Genomic DNA, 23048 nt, shown 5'->3' with positions numbered 1-23048 from the left:
TGGGGGGTGGGGCGCCCGGGGCTCGGGGGCCCCCCCCCGTCCCGCGCCCCCCCCCCCCCCCCGTCCCCGGGCCTCCCCGGCCCCCCCCTTGCCCCCGCCCCCTGTTGCCGTTTCTCGGGGGGGGGGGGCGGTTTTCTGGTCCCCCCCCCCCCACACTCGTACTCGGGACTTTTGCGCAGCAGGCCCAGCGGGTAAGGTTAGGTTAGCCTCACCGATCATCGGGAAAGGCGCCAGTGATCCCGACCGGGGAGGTGAACCGCGTGTACGTCTGCTCATGCTTCGGCATCACCGAGAAGCAGGTCAAGGAGCACGCGGAAGGCGGTGCCTGCACCCCACGCCAGATTGCGTCGGTCTCCAAGGCCGGCACCGACTGCGGATCGTGCGTACGCCGGATCCAGGGGATTCTCGGCCGGGGCGCATGCCCCCGTCGCGAGCTGCTCGAACAGGGCGACTCCGCCGCCGTACTGGCTGTGGACCCAGAGCTCAGCGAGGCTGCCTAGCCCTACGGGGCGACTCAGCTCTCCGGCTGCTCGATCAGCTGGGCGATGTAGAGCGCTTCACCGAGCTTCTCGACCAGCTCCAGCTGGGTGTCGAGATAGTCGATGTGATGCTCCTCGTCCGCCAGGATCGACTCGAAGATGTTCGCCGACGTGATGTCACCCTTGCCGCGCATGACCTCGATGCCGCGTTTGAGGCGGTCGATCGCCTCCACCTCGACCTGCCGGTCGGCCTGGAACATCTCGGTGACCGTCTGGCCGACGCGCACATGGAAGAGGCGCTGGTAGTTCGGCAGGCCGTCGAGGAAGAGGATCCGGTCGGTCAGTACTTCCGCGTGCCGCATCTCGTCGAACGACTCTGACCGGGTGTACTTGGCGAGCTTCGTCCAGCCAAAGTTCTCCTGCATCTTCGCATGCAGGAAGTACTGATTGATTGCGGTCAATTCGGCGGTCAGCTGCTCATTGAGGAACTCGATGACCTCGTGGTCGCCCTGCATCGCAGAGGCTCCTTCCGCGCGTAATGACTACTGGGGCAGGTGCGCGAATCTTCGCACCGCGGTCGAGGAGCGTCCAGTAAGTACATGCTTAGTGTGAGTTGCCCGAATCGGTCCGGACCTGGTCATGACCACCCTTCCCGGTCTGTCACCATTGAAGGCATGGGTCAGCCGGAGAGCCGGGAATACCGCGCATCAGAGGAGTCCGAGCTTCCGCCGGGGCAGCGACTGCAGCGTGGCTGGCCGGTCACTCACTATGGCCCCGTACCCAAGTTCAAGCCGGACCGCTGGGAGTTCAGGGTCTTCGGTGCCACGGCGGACGGCGACAAACACTGCTGGAACCACGAGGAGTTCTCGGCACTGCCCTTCTCCACCGTCGTCGCCGATCTGCACTGCGTGACAAAGTTCAGCATGCTGGGGGCCGAATGGGGCGGGGTGTCCGCCCGTACGCTCATGGACTTCGCGCCGCCGGCGCCGAACGCCACCCATGTCATGGTCTGGGCCGAGTACGGATACAGCGCCAATCTGCGGCTCTCCGACTTTGTCTCGGAGCGCGCGATCTTCGCGACCCACAAGGACGGTGAGCTGCTCACCGCCGAGCACGGCTTTCCGCTGCGGCTGGTCGTCCCGCATCTCTATGCCTGGAAAGGGCCCAAGTGGGTCCGGGGCGTGGAGTACATGACCGCCGATCGCCGTGGTTTCTGGGAGGAGCGCGGCTATCACAATCTCGGCGACCCGTGGCGCGAGCAGCGCTACTCGTACCAGGAAGAGCCCGGGCACGGCCCCGAGCTCTGAGTCCTGGTGCTGGTCAGTGGTGGTACTGGTGGACCACCGCGTGGCCCTTGCCGCGGCCGATCATCCACTTGTTGACGGGTGTGGTGACCACGAAGGCGAGGACGAGCGAGGCGGCGAGGGCGCCCCAGAACAGCGTGTCCGAGAGCTGCGCGTCCATGGCGTCCGGCCAGAGCGCGATCACGCCGTTGTCGATCAGCTCCATCACGGCGATGGACAGGGTGTCGGCGGCCAGTGCGACCCGGACCGCGGTGCTGAAGCTGACGCCGGCCTTGAGGACGCCGCGCAGCGTGAGTGAGTAGCCGAAGAAGAACGCCAGCACGATCGCCAGGATCATCGTCGGCACATTGCCCCAGCCGAACGCGGTGCCCAGCACCATGCCCAGGACCTCGCCGATGGCGCAGCCGGTGAGGCAGTGGAGAGTCGCCTGAGCTGCCATGGACCAGCTGACCGTGCCGATGCCGTGGGCGCGCTCTTCATGGGTGTGGTGAGCGTGCTCGGTGTGGAGGGCGTGTCCGGTGGGGTGAGCGTGTCCGGTGTGGGTGTCGTGCTGCATGAGAAGCCCCCAAAGCCAGATAGCGGTTCCTGTCGACTGCGACAACCGCATACCCCTAGGGGGTATTCCTGGAGGGAGATCTCCCAGCGGAGTTTCTCAGCGCAGTCTCTTCAGCCGCACCACGTCCGCCGCGTGCCCCTCCTTGCCCCCGGGCGTCTCGATGATCAGCGGTATGCCCTCGGTCGACGGGTGCAGCATCAGCTCCCGGAACGGCTCCTCGCCGATATGGCCGGAGCCAATGTTCTCGTGGCGGTCCTTGTGGGCGCCGGCCACATCCTTGGAGTCATTGGCGTGGATCAGCTTCAGTCGCCCCTCGCCGACGGTGTCCACCAGCAGATCCAGAGTCTGCGCCATCCCGTGCGGGCCGGTCAGATCGTGTCCCGCCGCGAAGATGTGGCAGGTGTCCAGGCAGACGCCCAGCTTGGGATGAGAGTCCAGCGCCTCGAAGTACGGGCCGAAGTCCCAGGTTCTCGAGCAGAGCGAGGAACCCTGTCCTGCCGTTGATTCCAGCAGCAGGAACGGGTCGTCGTCGTGTGTCAGCTCATCGAGCAGCGGCAGCATCCGCTCCCGTACCTGCGCCAGCGCCACCTCGCGGGAGCGGCCGCCGGTCGCCGAGCCGGTGTGCACCACCACACCCAGCGCGCCGATCTCCCGGCCCCGGCGCAGCGAGTGCCGCAGGGATTCCACGGACTTCTCGACGGTCGCCTCGGTGTGCGAGCCGAAGTTGATCAGATACGGCGCATGGACGTACGCCGAGATCCCCTCGGCCGCGCACTCGGCGCGGAACTGCTCGTCCTGCGCCGGGTTTCCGGTGGGTGTCGCCCAGCCGCGCGGATTGGCGACAAAGACCTGGACGGTCTCCGCCTCCAGCTCACGGGCGTAACCGAGACCGATCGTGGCGAGGCCGCCCGCCACGGGGACATGGCCGCCGACGGGGTTGCGCATCAGAACTACAGTCCCTTGGTCTTGATAGTGATCGTGCTGCCTTCGGGGGCCTGGCCGCCGCCCGCGACGGACTGGCTCTCGACCGTGTCGCCGAGGAACGGGAAGCTCTTCTCGACCTTGACCTCGAAGCCCGCCGCCTTCAGCCTGCTCGTGGCCTCGTCGGCCTTCTTGCCGACCACATCGGGCACGTCGATCATCCGCGGGCCCTTGGAGACCGTCAGAGTGATCGTGTCACCGCGGGCCAGCTGAGTGCCCTCGGCCGCGGACTGCTTGGCGACGGAGCCCGCATCCTCCGGGGAGTTGATCTGTGCGGAGGCGACCTTGACCTTGAACCCGGCGCCTTCGAGCTCGCTGGTGGCGGCATCCAGGGAATCGCCGGTCACCCCGGGGACCTCGATCGGAGCGCCCTTGCTGACGGTGAGGGCGACCGCGGAATCGGGGCTGCGCCCGGCCCCGGCCTCCGGGGCCGTGCTGATCACCGAGCCCTGCGCGATCTCCTCGCTGAACTCCTTGGTCACCACTCCCGGCGCGAGACCGAGCTTCTTCAGCTCGCGCTCGGCCTTGGCGAGCGGCTTGCCCTTGAGCTGGGGGACCTTGACGATCTCCGGGCCGCGCGAGACGACGATCGTCACCGAGCCGTTGCCACGGATGCGCTCGTTGGTCGCGGGGTCGCTGTTGATGACCGTGCCGCGCTTGACCGTCTCGCTGAAGTCGAAGCGGACCTTCTTCACATCCAGTCCGGCGTTCTTCAGCTCCTGCCTGGCGTCCTTCTCGGTCTTGCCGATCAGGGCGGGGACACGGGTGAACTGCCCGGAGTTGATGTACCAGACGCCGGTTCCCACGCCGAGGATCAGGAACAGCGCGACCACCAGCGCGAGGACGCCGCGGTTGGGGACGGCGCGCCGACGGGACTGCTGCGGGGGCGCCGAGGGCGGCATCGCCAGCCGGGTGGTGCGGTTGACCTCCGGCTCCTCCGGCTCCTCGCGGGGGAGCACACGCGGGATCACGCTCGTACGGTCCTCGGAGGCGGGGACCCCGTCCGAGCGCTGCTCCCCGGACTGGTCCTGCGCCTCGGTGTGCGCCTGCGGCGGCACCAGGTCCAGCTGCTCGTCACCGAGCGGCGCACGGGCCTCGCGGACCTGCGCGAGCAGCGCCACCGCGTCGTGCGGGCGGACCTCGGGGTTACGGGCGGTGGCGCCAGCCACCAGCTCGTCGAGCTCGACAGCGAGCCCGGGGACGAGGGCGGAGGGCGCCGGAACGTCGTCGTTCAGATGCTGGAAGAGGACCTGGGCGGGGGTGTCACCGGAGTGCGGCTTGGCGCCGGTGAGCATCTCGTAGAGGACGACCCCGCAGGCGTACACATCGGCGCGGGTGTCGGCGGTGCCGTACTCGATCTGCTCGGGAGCGAGATAGGAGACCGTGCCGAGCACCGTGCCGGTGGTGCTGGTGACGGAGCCCACGGCCCGTACCAGACCGAAGTCGGCGACCTTGACCCGGCCGTCGTCCCCTATCAGCACGTTCTCCGGCTTCATGTCCCGGTGCACGAAACCGGCCCGGTGCGCGGCACCGAGCGCGGCCAGCACGGGCTCCAGGATGTCGAGCGCGGCCCGCGGCTGGAGCGCCCCGCGCTCGCGCAGGACGTCGCGCAGCGTGCAGCCCGCGACGTACTCCATCGCGAGATAGACATACGCACCCTCGGCGCCCTGGTCGAAGACCCCCACCACATTGGGGTGGGCGAGGTGCGCCACGGACTTGGCCTCGCGGATGAAGCGCTCCACGAAAGAGGCGTCGGCGGCGAGGGCGGGGTGCATCACCTTGAGCGCGAGCACCCGGTCGAGCCGGGTGTCGACGGCCCGGTAGACCGTGGCCATCCCGCCGACGGCGATGCGCGCGTCGACGCGGTAGCGGCCGTCGAGCACATGCCCGACGAGGGGGTCCTTGAGGGTCGTATCCACGCGGGAGAGTCTACGAGTCACCACGGACAGCCCCGACGCCCCGGGGCGGGACCGGGGCCGTACTGCAGCCGAGCTGTGACAGCGCGGGCTTCCCGGGCCTCCGCCGGACCCCGGTACGCCCTTCGGGCGTGTCCTCAATCACCGGATTCCGGCCCCTCAGGCGTTTGAGGAGCGGGGTCCGGCGGAGCCCCGGTTACGGGAAGGGGCGGGGTGGGGAAACGGCCCCGCGCAGCGGTCAGAACGCGGGTCGCTCCGGGTCGAGGGCCGCGCGGCCCTCGTGAGGGGACGACGCCTCCGCGAAGTGGCGGCGCGGGATGCGGCCCGCCCGGTGCGCGAGGCGGCCCCCCTCGACCGCATGGCGCATCGCCTCCGCCATGAGCACCGGCTCCTGCGCCCGGGTCACCGCCGAGGCCAGCATCACCGCCGCGCAGCCCAGCTCCATCGCCAGCGCCGCGTCGGAGGCCGTGCCCGCGCCCGCGTCCAGAATCACCGGCACGCGCGCGTGCTCGACGATCAGCTGGAAGTTGTGCGGATTCCGGATACCGAGGCCGGAGCCGATCGGCGAGCCCAGCGGCATGATCGCCGCGCAGCCGACATCCTCCAGCTTCCGGGCCAGCACCGGGTCGTCGTTGGTGTACGGCAGCACCGTGAAGCCGTCGTCGACCAGGATCTCGGCCGCGTCCAGCAGCTCGATCGGGTCGGGCAGCAGTGTGCGTTCGTCCGCGACGACCTCGAGCTTGATCCACTCCGTGCCGAGCGCCTCCCGGGCGAGCCGCGCGGTCAGGACGGCCTCGCCCGCCGTGAAGCAGCCCGCCGTATTGGGCAGCACACGGATGTTCAGCTTCTCCAGCACGGACAGCACGGAGCCCTGGACGGTCGGGTCGAGGCGGCGCATCGCGACGGTGGTCAGCTCCGTGCCGCTCGCGACGAGGGACCGTTCGAGTACGTCGAGGCTGGGTGCCCCGCCCGTACCCATGATCAGCCGGGAGTTGAAGGCGGTGCCGCCGATGGTGAGACGGTCGTCGGCCATGGCTGATCAGCCTCCCTGCACTGCGGTGAGGACTTCGACACGGTCGCCGTCGCCGAGCCGCGTGCCGGCCCATCGGCTGCGCGGGACGACCGTCTCGTTGACTGCGGCGGCGACTCCGGACGGGGCGGCGGTGAGGGACGTGACCAGGGCGTCCAGCGTGGTGCCTGTGGCGAGCTCGCGCGCCTCGCCGTTGACGGAGACGGTGATGGTGACGGACACGGGGACGTTCATGCGGGCTGCTCCTGAGGTACGGGGGAGAAGCGGCGAGGAGTGAAGGGGCGGGCCTCGTCCGGCAGTGCGCCGGTGATCAGCACCGTGGCCATCACATCGCCGGTGACGGGTGTGAGCAGCACCCCGTTGCGGTGGTGGCCGGTGGCCAGATGCAGGCCCGGCAGAGCGGTCGGGCCCAGCAGCGGCGCATTGTCGGGAGAGCCGGGGCGCAGCCCGGCGCGGGTCTCGGTGAGCGGCAGCTCGGTGATGCCGGGCACCAGCTCGTGCGCGTCGCGCAGCAGCTCGTACACCCCGCCCGCCGTCACCGTGGTGTCCCAGCCGAGCTCCTCGCTGGTCGCCCCGATGACCAGCTCGCCGTTCTCGCGCGGCACCAGATAGACGTCACTGCCGCGCACCACGGCCCTAACGGTCCGGGAGAGGAACGGCGCGTACGCACGCGGCACGGTCAGCCGCAGAACCTGGCCCTTCACCGGCCGTACCGGCGGCAGTACATCCTCCGGTACGCCGCCGAGCCTGCCGCTCAGACTGCCGCACGCCAGCACCACCTGGTCCGCGGAGAGCTCACGGCCGTCCGTCAGTACGGCTCCGGCCGCCCGGTCCCGTACCACCGACAGCCGCTCCGCCCAGCCGCGGTGGAAGACCACCCCGGCCCGCTCGCAGGCCGCCACCAGCGCCGCTGCCAGCCGCCGCGGATCGACCTGGTGGTCGCCGTCCACCCGAAGGCCACCGCGCACGCCGGGCGCGAGCATCGGCTCCAGGCGGCGGCATTCGCGCCCCGCCAGCCACTCCGACTCCAGGCCGGACTGACGCTGCAGGGCGTGCAGTTCACGCAGGTGCGCGCGGTCGTCGGCGTCGAGCGCGACCGCGAGCGTGCCACAGGCGCGATAGCCGACGGACTGTCCGCTCGCCTCCTCCAGCTCGGCGACGAAGGCGGGATAGCGCCGCGCGGATTCCAGATTGAGGCCGAGCAGCGTCTGCTCGCCGTAGTGCAGTTCGGTGACGGCGGCGAGCATGCCCGCCGCGACCTGCGCAGCGCCGCCGCCGGGCGCCGGATCGGCGACGGCGACCCGCAGCCCTCGCTGCGCCGCACGCCAGGCCGTGACCAGGCCGATGATTCCGCCCCCGACAACGAGGACGTCTGAGGTACGCGACATGGGCGTCCAGCCCCTCCCTTCGCCGGCATGACCCGGATCAGGTTCGTACGGTCGGAGGCCGTCCAGCCTCCCTCTCAGCCCGGTGCGTCCGGGCTCCCGCGAGTGCCTTACGGTGGCCACCCTAACCCCAGGCCCCAACTCGCAGTAAGGGAGCAGCCACTGTGGCAAGGTCGCTCGACGGACTCGTGCTCTCCCCGGTCGCAGACCAGGCTCCGGGCCAGGTGGGGACCCGGACCCGGTTCACGTACCACGAGCAGGAAGGCAGGATCTGGGCCGAGTACGAGGGCGGCGATGTGCTCCGCGGCCACCTTGTGGGCACCAGGGAGGGCGACCGGCTCGACTTCCGTTATGTACAGCTGAAGGCCGACGGCGGGACGTCCTCGGGGCACTGTCTCTCCACCGTCGTCGAGCTCGAGGACGGGCGGCTGCGGCTGGAGGAGAGCTGGGAATGGGAGTCCCAGGAGGGCAGCGGGACGAGCGTCGTCGAACAGCTACCTTCCTGACGGTCCGTCAGATGCGTAAGGTTGTCGGGTGAGCGAGCAGCAGCAGACAGCACAGACGCAGCGGCGCGTGGTCGTCGTCGGCGCGGGAATGGCCGGAGTGCAGACCGCGGTGGCACTGCGCGAGCAGGGTTTCACCGGCCCGATCACCCTGATCGGCGCCGAGCCCCATCAGCCGTACGACAGACCCCCGCTCTCCAAGGCGATCCTGCTCGGCAAGGCGGAGGGCTCGGCCTTCGACGTCGACTTCGAGGCACTCGGCATCGAGCTGCGGCTGGGCTGCGAGGTGACCGGAGTGCGCGCCGGGGCCCATGAGCTGGACACCGCGGCAGGTCCGGTCCCCTACGACGTCCTGGTCATCGCCAGCGGTGCGGAACCGATCACCCTGCCCGGCGCCGTGGGCGTACCCGGCGTCCATCTGCTGCGTACCCTCGACGACGCCGCGCGGCTGCGCCCCGTTCTCACGCAGCAGCACGACATAGTGGTCGTCGGCGCGGGCTGGATCGGCGCGGAGTTCGCGACGGCCGCCCGTGAGGCGGGCTGCACGGTCACTGTCGTCGAGGCCGCCGGGCGCCCGCTGGCCGGAGCCCTGCCCGCCGAGGTCGCCGGCCCGATGGCCGATTGGTACGCGGAGTACGGCGTCGAACTGCTCACCCACGCGCGCGTGGCGGACATCGAGCCCGGCGCGGTGATCCTGGCCGACGGCCGGCAGCTTCCGGCGGGCGCCGTGGTCGTCGGCATCGGCGCCCGGCCCGCCACCGCCTGGCTCGCCGGCTCCGGTATCGAGCTGGGCCCGGACGGCGCAATCACCGCGGACGCGTATCTGCGCACCTCGCTGCCCGATGTGTACGCCGTCGGGGACTGCGCCTCCTTCCCGTCCGGCCGTTACGGCGAGCGGCTGCTCGTGCACCACTGGGACAACGCTCTGCAGGGGCCGCGTACGGTCGCCGCCAACGTCATCGGCGGCGCGCCGGGACAGGAGCCACCGGAGGTCTATGACCCGGTGCCGTACTTCTGGTCCGAGCAGTTCGGGCGCTTTGTGCAGTACGCGGGCCATCATGAGGCCGCCGACACGATGGTGTGGCGCGGCGATCCGGCAGGCGCGACCTGGTCGGTGCTCTGGCTGCGGGACGGCTCTCTGGTCGCGCTTCTCGCCGTCGGCAGAGCCCGTGATCTGGCGCAAGGACGCAAGCTCATCCTGTCCGGAAACCGGCTGGATCCGGCGCGCGCCGCCGACCCCTCCGTCCCTCTGAAGGCGGCGGCCGACTAGGGTCCGGCTACCGACTGTCAGTCCGGGATGGCACGCTTGTCCTGTGACCGAGATTGACGCAAAGATCGATGCTCTCGTCCCTGCCTGGCTCCACCTTCCTGACATCGCGGAAATGCTCGATGTCGAGGTGACACGCGTACGGCAGCTGGTCAAGGAAGGCCAGCTGATCGCCGTACGCCGTGGTGAGAACCGGGCGCTTCAGGTGCCTGCCGCCTTCATCGACGGCGACAAGGTGGTCAAGGGGCTCGCAGGGACCCTGACGCTCCTGAGGGACGACGGCTTCACCGACGAAGAGATGCTGGAATGGCTCTTCACCGCCGACCCGAGCCTGCCGGGCACGCCCGCGCAGGCGCTCAGCGAGAATCGCGGCACGGAGGTGAAGCGCCGGGCCCAGGCGCTCGCCGTCTGACGTCCTGACAACAACAACACGCGGTGTGCGGGCCGGGGGCTGTGCCGCCCTGCCCGTGCACCGCCGACCCACCGGGGGGAACCACCATGTCCACGGCTCGTGCGCTGCTGTCCGACGCCCGGCTGTATCTGTGCACGGACGCCCGGAAGAAGCAGGGCGACCTCGCGGAGTTCCTCGACGCCGTGCTCGCCTCCGGGGTCGACATCGTGCAGCTGCGGGACAAGGGCATGGAGGCCGGTGAGGAACTGGATCACCTCCAGCTCTTCGCCGACGCCTGCCGCAGACACGGCAGACTGCTCGCCGTGAACGACCGGGCGGATGTGGCGCACGCCATCGGCGCCGACGTGCTGCATCTGGGACAGGGCGATCTGCCGGTCCCGGCCGCCCGCGCGATCCTCGGTGACGAGGTGCTCACAGGCCGCTCGACGCACGCCGAGTCCGAGGTGGACACGGCCACCGCCGAGCCCGGCGTGGACTACTTCTGCACGGGCCCCTGCTGGCCCACCCCGACCAAGCCCGGACGCTATGCCCCGGGACTGGGCCTGGTGCGGTACACAGCCGCGCTGGAGACCGACCGGCCCTGGTTCGCGATCGGCGGGATCGACGCCGGCAATCTGGACGAGGTGCTGGACGCGGGCGCGCGCAGGATCGTCGTCGTACGGGCCATCACCGAGGCCGACGACCCGGCCGCGGCGACAGCGGCGCTGGCGAAGCGCGTGCGGGAGCGTGTGGGGTAGCGCGCGCGGGGGAGCGGATCGGGTAACTGTCCGAGGGGTGGACAGTAGGCCGACAAATCCGGCATATTTCCCTCATTCGGTTGGGTGACCGGCGAGGCGTGGTTAACCTGCGGGTATGGCCCTCGGTACAGCTTCGACCAGGACGGATCACGCACGAACCGTGCGTGAGCTGCTTGCAACCGGCAAAACTTCGTACTCCTTCGAGTTCTGGGCGCCCAAGACCGAGAAGGGCGAGCGGAACCTCTGGAACGCGCTGCGCAGGGTCGAAGCGGTGGCCCCCAACTTCGTCTCGGTGACCTACGGCGCCGGCGGCTCCACGCGCGCCGGCACGGTCAAGGCCACCCAGCAGATCGCCGCCGACACCACGCTCACCCCGGTCGCGCACCTCACCGCGGTGAACCACTCCGTGGCCGAGCTGCGCAACATGATCGGGCAGTACGCCGATGCCGGGATCCGCAACATCCTCGCCGTCCGTGGCGACCCGCCCGGCGACCCGATGGGCGAGTGGGTCAAGCACCCCGACGGTGTGCGGTACGCCGCCGAGCTCGTACAGCTGATCAAGGAGTCCGGGGACTTCTGCGTCGGCGTCGCGGCCTTCCCCGAGATGCACCCGCGCTCGGAGGACTGGGACACCGACATCCAGCACTTCGTCGACAAGTGCCGGGCCGGCGCCGACTACGCGATCACGCAGATGTTCTTCCAGCCCGAGGACTATCTGCGGCTGCGTGACCGGGTCGAGGCCGCGGGCTGCGCGACCCCGATCATCCCGGAGATCATGCCGGTCACCAGCGTCAAGCAGCTCGAACGGTTCGCGCAGCTCAGCAACGCCGCGTTCCCGCCCGAGCTCAAAGAGAGGGTCCTCTCCGTCAAGGACGATCCTGCCGCTGTACGCTCCATTGGCATCGAGTTCGCGACGGAGTTCTGCGCCGGGTTGCTCTCCGAGGGTGTCCCCGGTCTGCACTTCATTACACTCAACAACTCCACGGCGACGCTCGAGATCTACGAGAATCTCGGACTGCACGAGCAGTCGTGATCGGTCGTACCCACTCCGACCCGGAGCGGCGGCCGCAGGAGAGGGGCGGGCATGGGCTGGACGGTCCTCTATATCGCGTTCGGCATCGTCGCGCTGTGGCTGCTCGGTGAGGTGCTGCTGCAGTACAAGGCGCGGCTGCGCTGGCGGCTGCTCGCCTTCGCCGGCTTCCTGTGCGTGGTCCTCGGCGTACTGATGCCCTCCGTCGTGGTGATCGCGCTCGGCGCGATCGCCTTCGCCGTCGGCCAGACGTATGTCACGCTCTCCTTCCGCAAGGGCTTCTCCACCGGCTGGGCGCTCGGCGGCAGCCCGGGAGCGAGCCGTCGGCGCAGGTCCGGCGGCAATCAGGACACGGCCGCCTCGCGCGAGCCGACGCTGGAGGTCTCCGACCTCGCCTATGAGCCTGTTCCCGCGGAACCTGAGCCCGAGGCGGTCTACGAGCCGCAGCCGCTGCCGGACGACACCGGCCAGTACGGCGTGTACAGCGAGGCCGCCTATGCGGCGGAGCAGCAGGACCAGAACTACACCACGTACGGCACGGGTTACGACACCTACTCCGGCTACGGTCAGCAGCCGACCGGCTCCGGTTACGATCAGCAGCCGACGGGCCAGGACATATACGCCGGGCAGTACGACTACGGGACGGGGCAGCAGGCGTACGCCGCGTACTCCGACCCCTATGTCGGCGGCCAGCAGTACAACGCGTACGAGAGCTACGACAGTTACGGCGGCCAGCAGCAGTACGCCGACCCGTACGCCCAGCAGCCGTACAGCGAGACGCCGGCCGGCGGGGTGTGGGTCCCGCAGCAGCGGGAGGGCGAGCAGCAGGCGCCGCCGATGCCGCAGGAGCAGCCCTCTCCGTACGGCTACGACCCCGGGTACAACGAGCAGCAGTACCGCTACTGACGCGCCGGCGGCGGCTCACTGAGAGCCGCGGAAGTCCGCCCCCTCCACGATCAGGCCGGCCACCAGCGCCCCCGACATCCCGGCATGCGCCAGTCCGCCGCCCGGGTGCGCCCGGCCGCCCGCCAGATACAGACCGGGCAGCCGGGTGCTGTTCGCCGGGTGCAGATACCGCCCGCCGTCCCCGGCGAGCGCGGGCGCGGACAGCGCACCCGCCTCCGCGGGCGTACGGATCTCGTGCCACAGCAGGCGCTCGCGTATCTCCGGCACGGCCGCGCCCGCGGCGTCGATGAGCACCTCGGCGTACCGTTCGCGCAGCGCCGCGTCCGTCCAGTCGACCGGGCCGCCCTGCGCCGCGACGGTCGCGGCGAGAGTCACCGCCTCGTGCTCCTCGTCCGGGCGGGTACGCGGATCGTCCGGGCGCAGCACGGTGACGGTGGGCCGCTCGGCCGTCCGGCCACCGAAGACGGCCGCAGCCTCCGCGCCGGTGTCGGGCGCGTGGACCACACTCCGGTGGACGGCCGACGCGGGCCGCGCCCCGCGCAGCGCCAGCAGCACGGTGAACCTGCCCGGCAACTGTGAACCGCCGGCGCCCCCTTGGGGCCGTACGTCTCCGTCCTGCCAGAGCTCATGCGTCACCAGATCAGCGGCCTCGATGCCCGCCACCACATGGTCGGCCCCGGCGACCGTGCCGCCGACGAGCTCGACTCCCGCCGCCCGCCCGTCCTTCTCGACGATGCGGGCCACCTCGGTCCCGAAGGCGAACTCCACCTTCCGGGCCAGACACCGCTCGTAGACCGCGCGGGCCAGCTCCCGCATCCCGCCCTCGACATACCAACTGCCGAAGGTCTGTTCCATGTACGGCAGCAGGGCGGCACCCGCCGGGGCATGCCGGGGATCCAGGCCGTACGAGAGGGCGTATCCCTCGAGCAGCGCGGCCAGCCGCGGGTCGGCCAGCTCCCAGGCGCCGACCTCGGAGACCGTGGACGCCTGTCGGCTGCGCAGCAATTTGCGCTGCCGCGGCGCCGGATACGGATCGCGGCCGAGCACCTGCCAGTCGGTCCACAGGGGCTCTTCGAGCAGCGGCCGCCGGGAACGGTCCCAGGCGTCCCGGGCCCGGCCCAGGAAGGTGCCCCACCGCTCGCCCGCTCCCGCGCCCAGCGCGGCTTCGAGCGCGGAGACGACTCCGGCCCGCGAGGCGTTCGGCAGGGACACCTCGGTGCCGTCGGCGAAGAGATGCCGGCTCGCCGGGTCCACCTGGACGAGCCCGACGCACTGCTCCAGCGGTTCCTTGCCGGTCTTGACGAACAAGTCCCGCCAGACGGCAGGCAGATGCAGCAGACCGGGCCCGGTGTCGAAGACGAAGCCCGCGCGCTCGAACCGGCCCACCGCGCCGCCGTAGGTCGCCGAGCGCTCGTACACCGTCACCCGGTGGCCTGCCACGGCCAGCCGGGCGGCAGCCGCCATGGCGCCCATCCCGGCGCCGATCACCGCAATCCGTGCCATGTCCGCGACTTTATCGGCCACCACTGACAGTCCGTCCCGGCGGCCCGTCCCGGCGGCCCGTCCGGGCGGTCCGGTCACCAGGGCGCTCTGGACGCTTCCGCGCCCGCCGGCCGTTTCTCCTGGCGGCGCTGTGCTCTGCGCCGCAGGAAACGGCGGATCTTCGTGGCGAGAAAGGCCAGTACCACGATGCCCAGCAGGAGCAGTGTCCCGGCGATGAGCGCAGCCGCCAGCGGATGGAAGAGCGCGAAGGTGATGATCCCGGCGACGCCCAGATCCTCCGCCATGCTCACCGCGATATTGCTGAACGGCTCGGGCGAGGTGTTGACCGCCATCCGGGTGCCGGCCTTGACCAGATGGCTCATCAGCGCGGTCGAGCCGCCGATGGCGGCCGCGGCGAGTTCCGGCAGCGAGCCGCTCTCCCCGGCCAGCAGTGCGGCCACGACCGCGCCCGCCACCGGCCGGAGCACGGTGTGCACGGTGTCCCATATGGAGTCGACGTACGGGATTTTGTCCGCCACCGCCTCACAGAGGAACAGCACGCCGGCAATGATCAGGACATCGGTGCGCTGCAGAGATGCGGGTACCTCGTCGGTGAGCCCGGTCGCGCCGAAGACGCCGAACAACAGGACCACCGCGTAGGCGTTGATCCCGCTGGCCCAGCCGCTGGTGAAGACGAGAGGGAGTACGGACACGGACGCGATCGTAACCAGACGCCGACCCGCGCGGGTGGGGATGAGCACGGATGACTGAGTACCCGTACCTAGTGGGGGAGATGAGTACGCGCGCGGATGGGGTTCTACCTGCGCAGAAGGAAGAGTGGAGACCACGGAAGGGGCGCAGCGCCGGCACCGCCGACACGGGGCGGCGGAACGGCGAGGCTCCCCGGACGGAACGGGGGAGTACGACGGAGAACCCAGTGACCACGGGGGAAAATCGGGGGTGAACGGGTTCTCCGGCACGGAGGAAAACGGGGACACGGGGAAACGCCGGTCCGGCGGGGCTCGGGGGGATCGAGCCTCGCCGGACCGGCACTTTTCTGCCCTCGTACGGAAGACCTAACGGCCGCTCACACGGCCGTGCAGCAGCCGCGACAGCGCCGAGTGCACATCCTCGAGCGAGCGTTCCGGCTGGAACGCCTGCCAGTCCAGCGCCGCCACCAGCACCATCCCGACCAACGCGGCGGCTGTCAGCGGCACATCGATCTCCTCGCTCAGCTCGCCGCTCTCGACGGCTTCCCGCAGGACCGTCTCGACCACGGCAACCGCCTGCTGCCGTACGACGAGAAGCGTCGACTGCCAGGCCCGGTTGGTGCGCCACAGCTCGGCGACGTACAGCTGGGTGAAGGCCGGATAGCGCTCGATGAAGCCCAGACCGGCCTTGATCATCGCGTCCAGCGCCTCGACCTTGGTGCCGCCGCGCTCCGCCGTCTCGTCGGCGGCGGACTGCAGCGAGGCGGTCAGCAGCCCGACGCCGTACCGCAGCAGCTCCTCGAAGAGCTCGGTCTTGCTCTTGAAGTTGTAGTAGACCGTGCCCTTGGCGACCCCGGCGCGTTCGGCGATCTCGTCCACCGTGGTGGCGGAGAAGCCCTGCTCGGCGATGAGCGTCACCGCGGCCTCGTAGAGCTTTGCCCGGGTCGCCCGGCGTCTGGTGCTGGTGCTGTCCATGGCGTCCATGGCGTCGATTCTCACAGGTCCGGCCGCTCTCACAGACTCAGCTCGGGGTGCAGACGGTCCAGTGTCCACACCTGCTTGCGCCGTGCGGACACGGCAGTCAGCGCGATCGCGCCCGCGGTGAAGGCGGCCAGTACCGCGCACGCCTGCCACACCGGGCCGAGGCCGCCGCCCGTGATGAGCCTGCGCAGCGCGTCGATGACGTAGCTCATCGGGAGGTAGGGATGGATCGCGTTGAAGAACGCCGGACTGGTCTCCACCGGGTAGGTGCCGCCGGCCGAGGTCAGCTGGAGCATCAGCAACGCCAGTACGAGGATCCGGCCCGCGGCTCCGAAGCGCGCGTTCAGCCACTGGATGATCGCGGCGAAGCAGCAGGTCACCAGCGCGAGGAAGCCGATCGTGCCGGCCGCGTACGCCATCTGCAGGCCGAGGCCCCAGTGCAGTACGGACATGAGCGCGCCGACCTGCAGCAGACCGATCGCGGCGACGGGCAGCCAGCCGGCCAGCGCGATCCGCCAGGCGGAGGTGCCCGCGGAGAGGGCCCGCCGGTTGAGCGGCTGGATGATCATGTACGCCACCATCGAGCCCACCCAGAGGGAGAGCGGGATGAAGTACGGCGCGAAGCCGGTGCCGTAGTTGGGCGCCTTGTGCAGGGACTGGCCGGCCAGCTTCACGGGATCGGCCATCACCTCGGTGCGTTGGTCGCGGTCCTTCTTGTCGTAGTCGGGGATCTTGTCCACGCCGCTGTTCAGTCCACCGGCCAGCTCGGTCGAACCGTCGGCGAGCTTGAAGAGCCCGCCGTCCAGTTTGCCGGCGCCCTTCTTGAGCTTGCCGACGCCGGTGTCGAGATCGGTGGAACCCGTCTTGGCGCTGCCCAGCCCGGTGTGCAGCTTGTCCGCTCCCTGAGCGACCTTCTTCGCGCCCGAGTTGAGCTCATTGATCTGGCCGACGGCCGACTCCAGGTCCTCGTCGAGACGCGGTGAGCGCTTGGCGAGGTCCGTCGCCTTCTTCTGCAGATCGGCGAGGTGGCCGTCCAGCTTCTTCAGATCGCCCTTGTTGTCCTTCACCAGAGCGTTGACGTCGTCGGCGATCTTGGCGACATCGGCCGCCGTGACCTTGGCGCGCTTCAGCGCGGGGCAGACGGCCGGGTCGGGCAGCAGCGCGTCCTCGCAGTGCGTCTTGTAGATCGCGCTCAGCTCGTCGGCCGACTTGTGGGCGAGGACGGCCGAGCCGGGGGCCGTCTTCACGAGGATGTCGAGATTGTGGCGGACCGCCTGGGAGGAGTCGGCGACCAGCCGGGCCGTGTCACCGATCGTCCTGCCGTTGTCCTTGAGGTACGGACGGACGTCGGCGGCTATCCCGTTGACCTTGTCGGCAAGCCTCTGGGTGCCCTCGGAGACCTGCTTGGATCCGGTCTCGAGATCGCTCGCGCCCTTGTTGAGCTTGGAGAGCCCGCCGGCCAGTTTGCCGCTGCCGCTCTTGGCGTCCTTCAGCCCGTCCGCGAGGTCCTTGGAGCCCTTCTTCGCCTTGCCGACCCCGTCCTTGAGCTGGTCGGCGCCCTTCGCGGCCTTCTCTGTCTGGTCATGGATGTCGGAGAAGGAGATGAAGATCCGGTCGAGGAAGGATCGGGAGGCGTTGGTCGAGGCGGCGGTGCGGACCTGGGAGAAGACCGTCCGCGAGATCTGCCCGACGATGTAGTTGTTGGCGTCGTTCGTACGCACCTGAAGGGCGCCGGTCTCGGGAGACTCGCCGGAGCTGGACGCGATGCGCTTGCTGAAGTCCTGCGGCATGGTCAGCGAGAGGTAGTACGTGCCGTCCTCGACGCCCTTGCGGGCCTCGGTCGCGCTCACCTCGTGCCATTCGAAGACCTTGCTCTCGAGCAGGCCCTTGGTGATCTCGTCGCCGGCCGCGACCTTCTTGCCGGCAGCGGTGGCTCCCTTGTCGTCGTTGACGAGCGCGACGGGTATACGTTCGAGCTGACCGTACGGATCCCAGAAGGACCACAGGTACAGGGCGCCGTACAGCAGCGGCAGCAGCAGGATCGCGACGAGCGCGGCGCGCGGCAGCTTCCCCCTGCCGAACCGCTTCAGCTCAAGCGCGGCCAGTTTCGGCGAGCGCATCGGCCGTCCCCTCCTCGGTGGTGTCCTCGGTTGTGTCTTCGGGCGTCGGTTGTTGCTTGTCTTCGGGCGTCGGCTCGGTCGTGCTGTCGGGCGTCGGCTCGGCCGTGTCTTCGCTCCTCGGAGCGGTGTCCGCGACCGTGCGGATCACCGTCGTGCCCTCGGGGGCCTGGCTGCAGACGGCGAGCACGGTCGTACCGCCCTCGGCGACGGAGCGCAGCAGCTTCCAGGCCTCGGCCCGGTCGTCGTCGGAGAGCTTGAGATCGGTGTCGTCGACCGCGAGCAGGCGTGGACGGCCGACCAGCGCGAGGGCGACGGACAGGCGCAGCGCTTCAAGACGCTCCAGGTCGCGTACGGCCGTGCGGTCCTTCTTGGGGAGCGTGGCCAAGTCCAGCCCCGCCGCCTCCAGTGCCTCGTCGATACGGCTCCTGGCCGCGGCGGCACGCTCGGCGCGGGGCCGCAGCAGGGTGCGCAGTGAGCCGTCGAAGCGGCGCTGCAGCAGAGCGCGTTCGCGCAGATGCTCGGCGACGGTCAGCGCCGGTTCGAGCTCGCTGACGCCCGGTACCGGGCCCAGTGCGCTGATCCGGCGTACGGCGGCCATCTTCCGCGGCAGCTCCAGGCCGCCGACCTCGCCGCGGCCCTCGGTGGGGCGCATGCGGCCGGTGAGCGCGAGCAGCAGACAGGTGCGGCCGGAGCCGGACGGGCCTTCGATCGCGATGAGCGAGCCGGGTTCCGCCTCGATGCTCACCGAGCGGAACGCCCAGCCGCGCGGGCCCTTGAGCCCGAAGTCCTCGGCCGTGACGGCTGCCCCGTGACTGCCGTCGGGGCTGACAGGGCTGTCCATGTTCCCCCCAAGCTTTTTGAACTGACTGGTCAGTGCAAAAAGTATCCCGAACCCTGGACCGAAGCAAAACCCGGCCGGTCAGCCGTCGTTCGAATCCGAGCGCGGCTCGATAAAGGCCACCATTTCGGCGAGCCGCGTGCAGACCCGTGCGAGTTCCTCATGGGTCTCGTTCCGCTCGGTGATGACCGCCGCGAGCAGCAGGGCCATCAGTGCCGTGGTGCCGTTGAAGGCCTGCAGCGTGACCATGCTGGCGAACAGATCCTGACCGGCGAACGGGCCGGCCTCCCGGGCCGCGGCCAGGATCGCCAGCGTCGACACCCCCAGCGCACACGGCGCGGCGCCGGCCAGCTGGAAGCGGAAGGCGGCCCAGATCAGGAACGGAAAAACCAGGAAGAGCAGGGCCGAACTGGTGGTACTCGTCGCCAGAATCGTCGCGAAGAGCGTGCCCAGCGCCAGCGCCACCGCCTCGATCCAGCGGCTGAGCCCGGCATGCCGCGGCCACCGGGCCCTGCGGAGGACAAGCAGAAACGGAGTGACGACAAGGACCCCCATCGCGTCACCGGTCCACCACACCGACCACGTCGGCCAGAAGTTGCTCGCCTGCAGCGCCCCGGCCAGCACGAGCACACCGCTCCCCACGGTCGAGCTGATCAGCATCCCGGCCAGCGCGCCGAGGAAGATCAGTGCCAGTACGTCCCGCAGCCGGTCCAGTTCGTCGCGGAACTTCGCCCGGCGCAGCAGCAGGTACGCGCAGACCGGGGCCAGGGTGTTGCCGGCGACGATGGCCAGTACGGCGAGGGGCGAAGGGCCGATGGAGGCATTGACCAGGAGGGCGCCGAGCGCGATGCCCGGCCAGATCCGCAGACCGAGGACGAGCAGGCCGGCCAGGGCCACCCCCGTCGGCGGCCACAGGGGCGTGACCTGACCGCGTACCAGCTGCTGTAGAAGCCCCAGCCGGGCGGACCCGTAGTAGGCGGCGGCGACAGCGAGGATCCACAGAGCAGCAGACCCGTAACGGCCGATCTCCGCTTTGCGCACCACAGCAGTCTGCGCTCCCGGTGGGCCTGCGGCGAGTCAGGCGGGGCGGAATGGTGGGCCGGGCCCCGGCGGGCCGTCGTAGCGGACGACGAGGACGGCGGCATCGTCACGGTGACCGGTCCGCTCGGCCACCTTGACGACGGCGGAGGCCAGCACGTCGGGGTCGGCGTCGAATCCCGCGCGCACCAGCCGATGGACCTCGGCCAGACCTGCCTCCATCGGATAGTGCGGCCCCTCCACGACCCCGTCGGTGAGCAGGACGAGGACCCCTGCCTCCAGCAGCCGCCGGTGGGTCACCGGATAGACCTCGCCCCGCACGACGCCCAGGGGCGGGCCGCCGCGGTCGAGGGCGACGCCGGAGCGGCCGCCGGCGGTGGCCCAGACCATCGGGACATGCCCGGCCCGGGACACGGTGAGATCGCGGCTGACCGGGTCGAAGCGCAGGAAACAGCAGGTCGCGAAGAGGCCGAAGCCCATGGAGATCAGCAGGTCGTTGGTGCGGCTCAGCACTTCTCTCGGATTGCTCGTCGCCTCGGCGAGGGCCCGCAGGCTGGTGCGGACCTGGCCCATGAACGCGACGGCCTCCACATCGTGGCCCTGCGCATCGCCTATCGAGAGCCCGAGTGAGCCGTCCATCATCAGGAAGGCGTCGTACCAGTCGCCGCCCACAGCAAGCCCGTCCCGTGCGGGCGCGTACCGGGCCGCGATATGCAGGCCGGGCAGCTCCGGCAGCTCGGCCGGGAGCATGTGGCGCTGCAGGGCCATGGCCAGCTCGACCCGGGCCTGCTGAAGCTTCATCCGCTCCAGGGCCTGGTCGACGAGACGCCCGAGGGTGATCAGGAGTTGTGCATTGTCGGACGGGTCGCTGTGATGTCCGCGCATGAGCGCTCCGGGGTTCCCACATGCTCCTCACCACACTCTAGACGGCACTGCCCGCGTGCCACCTCCAGGAGCGAAAGCGGCAGGTCAGAGCAATTGTCAGTGGTGCCCCTCACGATGGACACATACGGCCACAGCGCCGTCACACGACGACAGGAGGTTCGTCATGGCCAGCTCCCACGCCGCAGCCGCACACCGGCCCCGCGCCACCGGCCCTGCCCCCTCACTGACCGGACCGGCGAACGACGTGCACCCCGTCCTGCGGCGGGCCTCGGCACCGCCCGCCGCCCTCGACCTGCTCGCCCAGGCCCGTACGGGCCTTGACGAGGCCGCCACTCTCGAAACGCCGAACGAGCGTTACGCCACCGCCCATCTGGCCGCCCTGCGCACCGCCGCCGCGGTCCTCGCCGCCCGCGGCCGCCCGGAGACCAGCGAGCGCCGCAGGCAGCGGATCCGCAGCGCCTGGGAAGTCCTGCCCGAGATAGCGCCGGAACTGTCCGAGTGGAGTGTTCTGTTCGCCTCGGGGGCCAGTCGCAGGGCGCGCGCCGAGGCCGGCATACAGGGCGCGGCGAGCAACCGCGACGCCGACGACCTGCTGCGCGACGCGGCCATGTTCCTCCGCCTGGTCGAGCGGATGCTCGTGCTGCAGCCGGTGCTGCCCCAGCCCAGGACGGAGCGACCGGAGAGGGGTGGCGCCGTGGGGTGACGCCGTGGGGCGAGACGGAGGGCCGGGACGGAGGGCCGGGACGCCCGACGGAGGCAATAGGGTGGACTGCGTCTTCAACCTGTTCACCGCTTCACCGTGTTCGTCCGCCCCCTCACGCCCCGCAGCCCGGGGCGGCACCCGTCCGAGGAGTCAACTGCCGTGTCGGACCCGATGCGACCCCGCGCCTCTCTCCGTACCGCCGTGGTCTGGGACGTCCTCAAGGAGGCCCTCGACCGTCGGGTCAAGGCGGCGGGGACGGACGCCCTGGACGTCCTCGACACCGGCGGCGGCAGCGGCAACTTCGCCGTGCCCGCGGCCAGGCTCGGGCACCGCGTCACCGTTGTCGACCCCAGCCCCAACGCGCTCTTCGCGTTGGAGCGCCGGGCCGCCGAGGCCGGCGTGGCCGACCGGGTCCGCGGGGTCCAGGGCGACATCCACGGTCTCTTCGAGGTCGTCGAGCGCGGTGGCTACGACGCGGTGCTCTGCCATGGAGTCCTGGAGTACGTGGACGACCCCGCCGAGGGCGTACGGAATGCCGTGGACGCGCTCCGGCCCTCCGGCGCGCTCAGCCTGCTTGCCGCCGGGCTCGGCGGGGCTGTCCTGGCCAGGGCGCTGGCCGGGCACTTCACCGAGGCCCGCACCGCGCTCACCGACCCCGCGGGCCGCTGGGGCGCCGGCGACCCGGTGCCCCGGCGCTTCACCGCCGAGCAGCTCACCGAGCTCGTCAGTGCGGCCGGTGCCGAGGTCGGTGCCGTGCACGGTGTGCGGGTCTTCGCCGACCTGGTCCCGGGCGTCCTGGTGGACACCGAGCCCGGCGCGCTGGACGCGCTGCTCAAACTGGAGGCGGCGGCCGCGGAGCTGCCGGCCTTTCACGCGGTCGCGACTCAGCTCCACGTACTGGGCGAGAAGCGGGGCTGATCAGCGGCGCAGCCGCACATGGAGTACGCCACAGACCCCCCGATCGTGGCCCGGGCCCCGTATGATCGGGGGACACCATCCGGCATGACGGATCGGAGGTTGGGGAATCTACGCCTCGACACCCGAGTCGGCATGGCGGCCCGGACTGGCGAATTGGCGTAGAGGGCGGGTTTCACGGGGGCGATTCCCTGCCTATCCTGAAAGGGCCGCATACCGGTCGCCCCCCGCGACCGACGACTAGGAGGACTCCGTGCCGCTCTCGGAGCACGAGCAGCGAATGCTCGAGCAGATGGAGCGAGCGCTGTACGCCGAAGATCCCAAGTTCGCTACAGCGCTTGAGGGAAGCGGGCTGCGTACGTACACCCGGCGACGGGTTTACCAGGCAGTTGCAGGCTTCCTGGTGGGTATCGCGCTCCTCATGGCCGGAATGGTCGCGCAGCAGATCTGGATCAGCGTGGTGGGGTTTCTCGTCATGCTCGGCTGTGCGGTTCTCGCGGTCACCGGTTGGCGCAAAGCGCCCAAACCGGGTGAGCAACAGACCCTGGGGGACACGGCGGCAACAGCTCGCCGCCAGCCCCGCCAGCGCAGGTCGATGATGGACCGGATCGAGCAGCGGTGGCAGCGTCGCCGCGACGAACAGGGCGGCCACTGAGTACCGCGGCTTCTTCGACGTGAAGAATTCGAATGAGGAATTCGAAGTGAAGTAGCAGAGCCGCGGTCCTGGTTCATAAAAAAGCTTGCTGTACGGGTGAACGGGTGAGGGGGGGCGCTCGTTTGGGTGGCCCCACACCCCGAAAAAAAAACACCAGGTGTCAACCACGCAGCCCGGACTGTGTCTTATAAAAAAAAAAAAACCCACCACCCACC

The 23048-nt window shown here is 70.1% G+C and carries 25 protein-coding genes and 1 riboswitch; of the genes, 11 read left to right on the top strand and 14 right to left on the bottom strand.

The window, feature by feature from the left end; translation table 11 throughout:
* Positions 1-260 precede the first annotated feature (260 nt).
* A complete protein-coding gene (locus ACFWDI_RS39075) occupies positions 261-500 on the top strand; it encodes a (2Fe-2S)-binding protein (protein ID WP_327323057.1) in 240 nt (79 codons plus the stop codon).
* Between the two features lie 14 nt (positions 501-514).
* Here the strand turns inward: ACFWDI_RS39075 and bfr are convergent, their stop codons facing one another.
* Entirely contained in the window at positions 515-994 is a 480-nt protein-coding gene (bfr, locus tag ACFWDI_RS39070; RefSeq protein WP_327323056.1) for a bacterioferritin, read from the bottom strand.
* Positions 995-1153: 159 nt separating this feature from the next.
* Here bfr and ACFWDI_RS39065 point away from each other — a divergent pair, with 159 nt between their 5' ends.
* Complete coding sequence (locus tag ACFWDI_RS39065) at positions 1154-1786, top strand: sulfite oxidase-like oxidoreductase (RefSeq protein ID WP_362675457.1); 633 nt, start codon at positions 1154-1156, stop codon at positions 1784-1786.
* A 13-nt stretch (positions 1787-1799) separates the two neighbouring features.
* Here the strand turns inward: ACFWDI_RS39065 and ACFWDI_RS39060 are convergent, their stop codons facing one another.
* The 6 genes from ACFWDI_RS39060 to thiO form a co-directional block, all read right to left on the bottom strand.
* Positions 1800-2339: a DUF4396 domain-containing protein gene (locus ACFWDI_RS39060; RefSeq protein ID WP_385311646.1), complete on the bottom strand. Its 540-nt coding sequence runs from the start codon at positions 2337-2339 to the stop codon at positions 1800-1802.
* 96 nt (positions 2340-2435) lie between these two features.
* Positions 2436-3284 (bottom strand): deoxyribonuclease IV, encoded by an 849-nt coding sequence (locus ACFWDI_RS39055; RefSeq protein ID WP_385311644.1) that lies wholly within the window; start codon positions 3282-3284, stop codon positions 2436-2438.
* Between the two features lie 5 nt (positions 3285-3289).
* Positions 3290-5239, bottom strand: coding sequence for a Stk1 family PASTA domain-containing Ser/Thr kinase (pknB, locus tag ACFWDI_RS39050; RefSeq protein ID WP_385311643.1), 1950 nt, complete (start codon positions 5237-5239; stop codon positions 3290-3292).
* A gap of 235 nt (positions 5240-5474) precedes the next feature.
* Positions 5475-6269 carry a thiazole synthase gene (locus ACFWDI_RS39045; RefSeq protein WP_385311642.1) on the bottom strand — a complete coding sequence of 265 codons (795 nt, stop codon included), beginning with the start codon at positions 6267-6269 and terminating at the stop codon, positions 5475-5477.
* Positions 6270-6275: 6 nt separating this feature from the next.
* Complete coding sequence (gene thiS / locus ACFWDI_RS39040) at positions 6276-6500, bottom strand: sulfur carrier protein ThiS (protein ID WP_362675450.1); 225 nt, start codon at positions 6498-6500, stop codon at positions 6276-6278.
* Positions 6497-7654: a glycine oxidase ThiO gene (gene thiO / locus ACFWDI_RS39035; RefSeq protein WP_385311639.1), complete on the bottom strand. Its 1158-nt coding sequence runs from the start codon at positions 7652-7654 to the stop codon at positions 6497-6499. The genes thiS and thiO overlap by 4 nt, the downstream gene beginning before the upstream one ends.
* Positions 7652-7764, bottom strand: a riboswitch (TPP riboswitch). It overlaps the preceding gene by 3 nt.
* A gap of 51 nt (positions 7765-7815) precedes the next feature.
* Between thiO and ACFWDI_RS39030 the strand changes: the two genes are divergently transcribed.
* The 6 genes from ACFWDI_RS39030 to ACFWDI_RS39005 all read left to right on the top strand — a co-directional run bounded on the left by ACFWDI_RS39030 (position 7816) and on the right by ACFWDI_RS39005 (position 12506).
* Positions 7816-8157 carry a hypothetical protein gene (locus ACFWDI_RS39030; protein ID WP_327323048.1) on the top strand — a complete coding sequence of 114 codons (342 nt, stop codon included), beginning with the start codon at positions 7816-7818 and terminating at the stop codon, positions 8155-8157.
* A 28-nt stretch (positions 8158-8185) separates the two neighbouring features.
* Positions 8186-9424, top strand: coding sequence for an NAD(P)/FAD-dependent oxidoreductase (locus ACFWDI_RS39025; RefSeq protein ID WP_385311637.1), 1239 nt, complete (start codon positions 8186-8188; stop codon positions 9422-9424).
* Positions 9425-9467: 43 nt separating this feature from the next.
* Entirely contained in the window at positions 9468-9833 is a 366-nt protein-coding gene (locus ACFWDI_RS39020) for an Rv2175c family DNA-binding protein (protein WP_327323046.1), read from the top strand.
* A gap of 86 nt (positions 9834-9919) precedes the next feature.
* Positions 9920-10570 (top strand): thiamine phosphate synthase, encoded by a 651-nt coding sequence (gene thiE, locus ACFWDI_RS39015; protein ID WP_385311635.1) that lies wholly within the window; start codon positions 9920-9922, stop codon positions 10568-10570.
* 115 nt (positions 10571-10685) lie between these two features.
* A complete protein-coding gene (metF, locus tag ACFWDI_RS39010; RefSeq protein ID WP_327323044.1) occupies positions 10686-11603 on the top strand; it encodes a methylenetetrahydrofolate reductase [NAD(P)H] in 918 nt (305 codons plus the stop codon).
* Between the two features lie 51 nt (positions 11604-11654).
* On the top strand, positions 11655-12506 hold the full coding sequence (locus ACFWDI_RS39005) for a hypothetical protein (protein ID WP_385311634.1): 852 nt from the start codon (positions 11655-11657) through the stop codon (positions 12504-12506).
* 15 nt (positions 12507-12521) lie between these two features.
* On the opposite strand, the gene ACFWDI_RS39000 is transcribed toward ACFWDI_RS39005, so the two are convergent.
* The 7 genes from ACFWDI_RS39000 to ACFWDI_RS38970 all read right to left on the bottom strand — a co-directional run bounded on the left by ACFWDI_RS39000 (position 12522) and on the right by ACFWDI_RS38970 (position 20560).
* Complete coding sequence (locus ACFWDI_RS39000) at positions 12522-14009, bottom strand: phytoene desaturase family protein (protein WP_385311632.1); 1488 nt, start codon at positions 14007-14009, stop codon at positions 12522-12524.
* Positions 14010-14083: 74 nt separating this feature from the next.
* Entirely contained in the window at positions 14084-14701 is a 618-nt protein-coding gene (locus tag ACFWDI_RS38995) for a DUF4126 domain-containing protein (protein ID WP_385311630.1), read from the bottom strand.
* Between the two features lie 363 nt (positions 14702-15064).
* Positions 15065-15673 (bottom strand): TetR/AcrR family transcriptional regulator, encoded by a 609-nt coding sequence (locus tag ACFWDI_RS38990; protein ID WP_327328280.1) that lies wholly within the window; start codon positions 15671-15673, stop codon positions 15065-15067.
* Between the two features lie 38 nt (positions 15674-15711).
* On the bottom strand, positions 15712-17799 hold the full coding sequence (locus tag ACFWDI_RS38985) for a YhgE/Pip family protein (RefSeq protein WP_385311628.1): 2088 nt from the start codon (positions 17797-17799) through the stop codon (positions 15712-15714).
* The gene (locus ACFWDI_RS38980; RefSeq protein WP_385311626.1) at positions 17771-18640 is read right to left on the bottom strand and encodes an ATP-binding cassette domain-containing protein; all 870 of its coding nucleotides are present in this window, start codon (positions 18638-18640) and stop codon (positions 17771-17773) included. The genes ACFWDI_RS38985 and ACFWDI_RS38980 overlap by 29 nt, the downstream gene beginning before the upstream one ends.
* A gap of 78 nt (positions 18641-18718) precedes the next feature.
* The gene (locus ACFWDI_RS38975; RefSeq protein ID WP_385311624.1) at positions 18719-19678 is read right to left on the bottom strand and encodes an MASE1 domain-containing protein; all 960 of its coding nucleotides are present in this window, start codon (positions 19676-19678) and stop codon (positions 18719-18721) included.
* 36 nt (positions 19679-19714) lie between these two features.
* Complete coding sequence (locus ACFWDI_RS38970; protein WP_362675425.1) at positions 19715-20560, bottom strand: PP2C family protein-serine/threonine phosphatase; 846 nt, start codon at positions 20558-20560, stop codon at positions 19715-19717.
* Positions 20561-20723: 163 nt separating this feature from the next.
* Between ACFWDI_RS38970 and ACFWDI_RS38965 the strand changes: the two genes are divergently transcribed.
* From ACFWDI_RS38965 to ACFWDI_RS38955, 3 genes are all read left to right on the top strand, one after another.
* Positions 20724-21263, top strand: a complete 540-nt coding sequence (locus ACFWDI_RS38965) for an SAV_6107 family HEPN domain-containing protein (protein WP_385311622.1) — start codon at positions 20724-20726, stop codon at positions 21261-21263.
* Positions 21264-21422: 159 nt separating this feature from the next.
* A complete protein-coding gene (locus ACFWDI_RS38960) occupies positions 21423-22181 on the top strand; it encodes a methyltransferase (protein ID WP_385311620.1) in 759 nt (252 codons plus the stop codon).
* A gap of 250 nt (positions 22182-22431) precedes the next feature.
* Positions 22432-22833 (top strand): DUF3040 domain-containing protein, encoded by a 402-nt coding sequence (locus tag ACFWDI_RS38955; protein ID WP_327323033.1) that lies wholly within the window; start codon positions 22432-22434, stop codon positions 22831-22833.
* Positions 22834-23048: the final 215 nt, after the last annotated feature.

The organism is Streptomyces sp. NPDC060064, from assembly GCF_042736455.1.
Lineage (GTDB): Bacteria > Actinomycetota > Actinomycetes > Streptomycetales > Streptomycetaceae > Streptomyces.
Note: the sequence above shows the minus strand (reverse complement) of the source record. Positions and strands in the feature narration are given on the sequence as shown.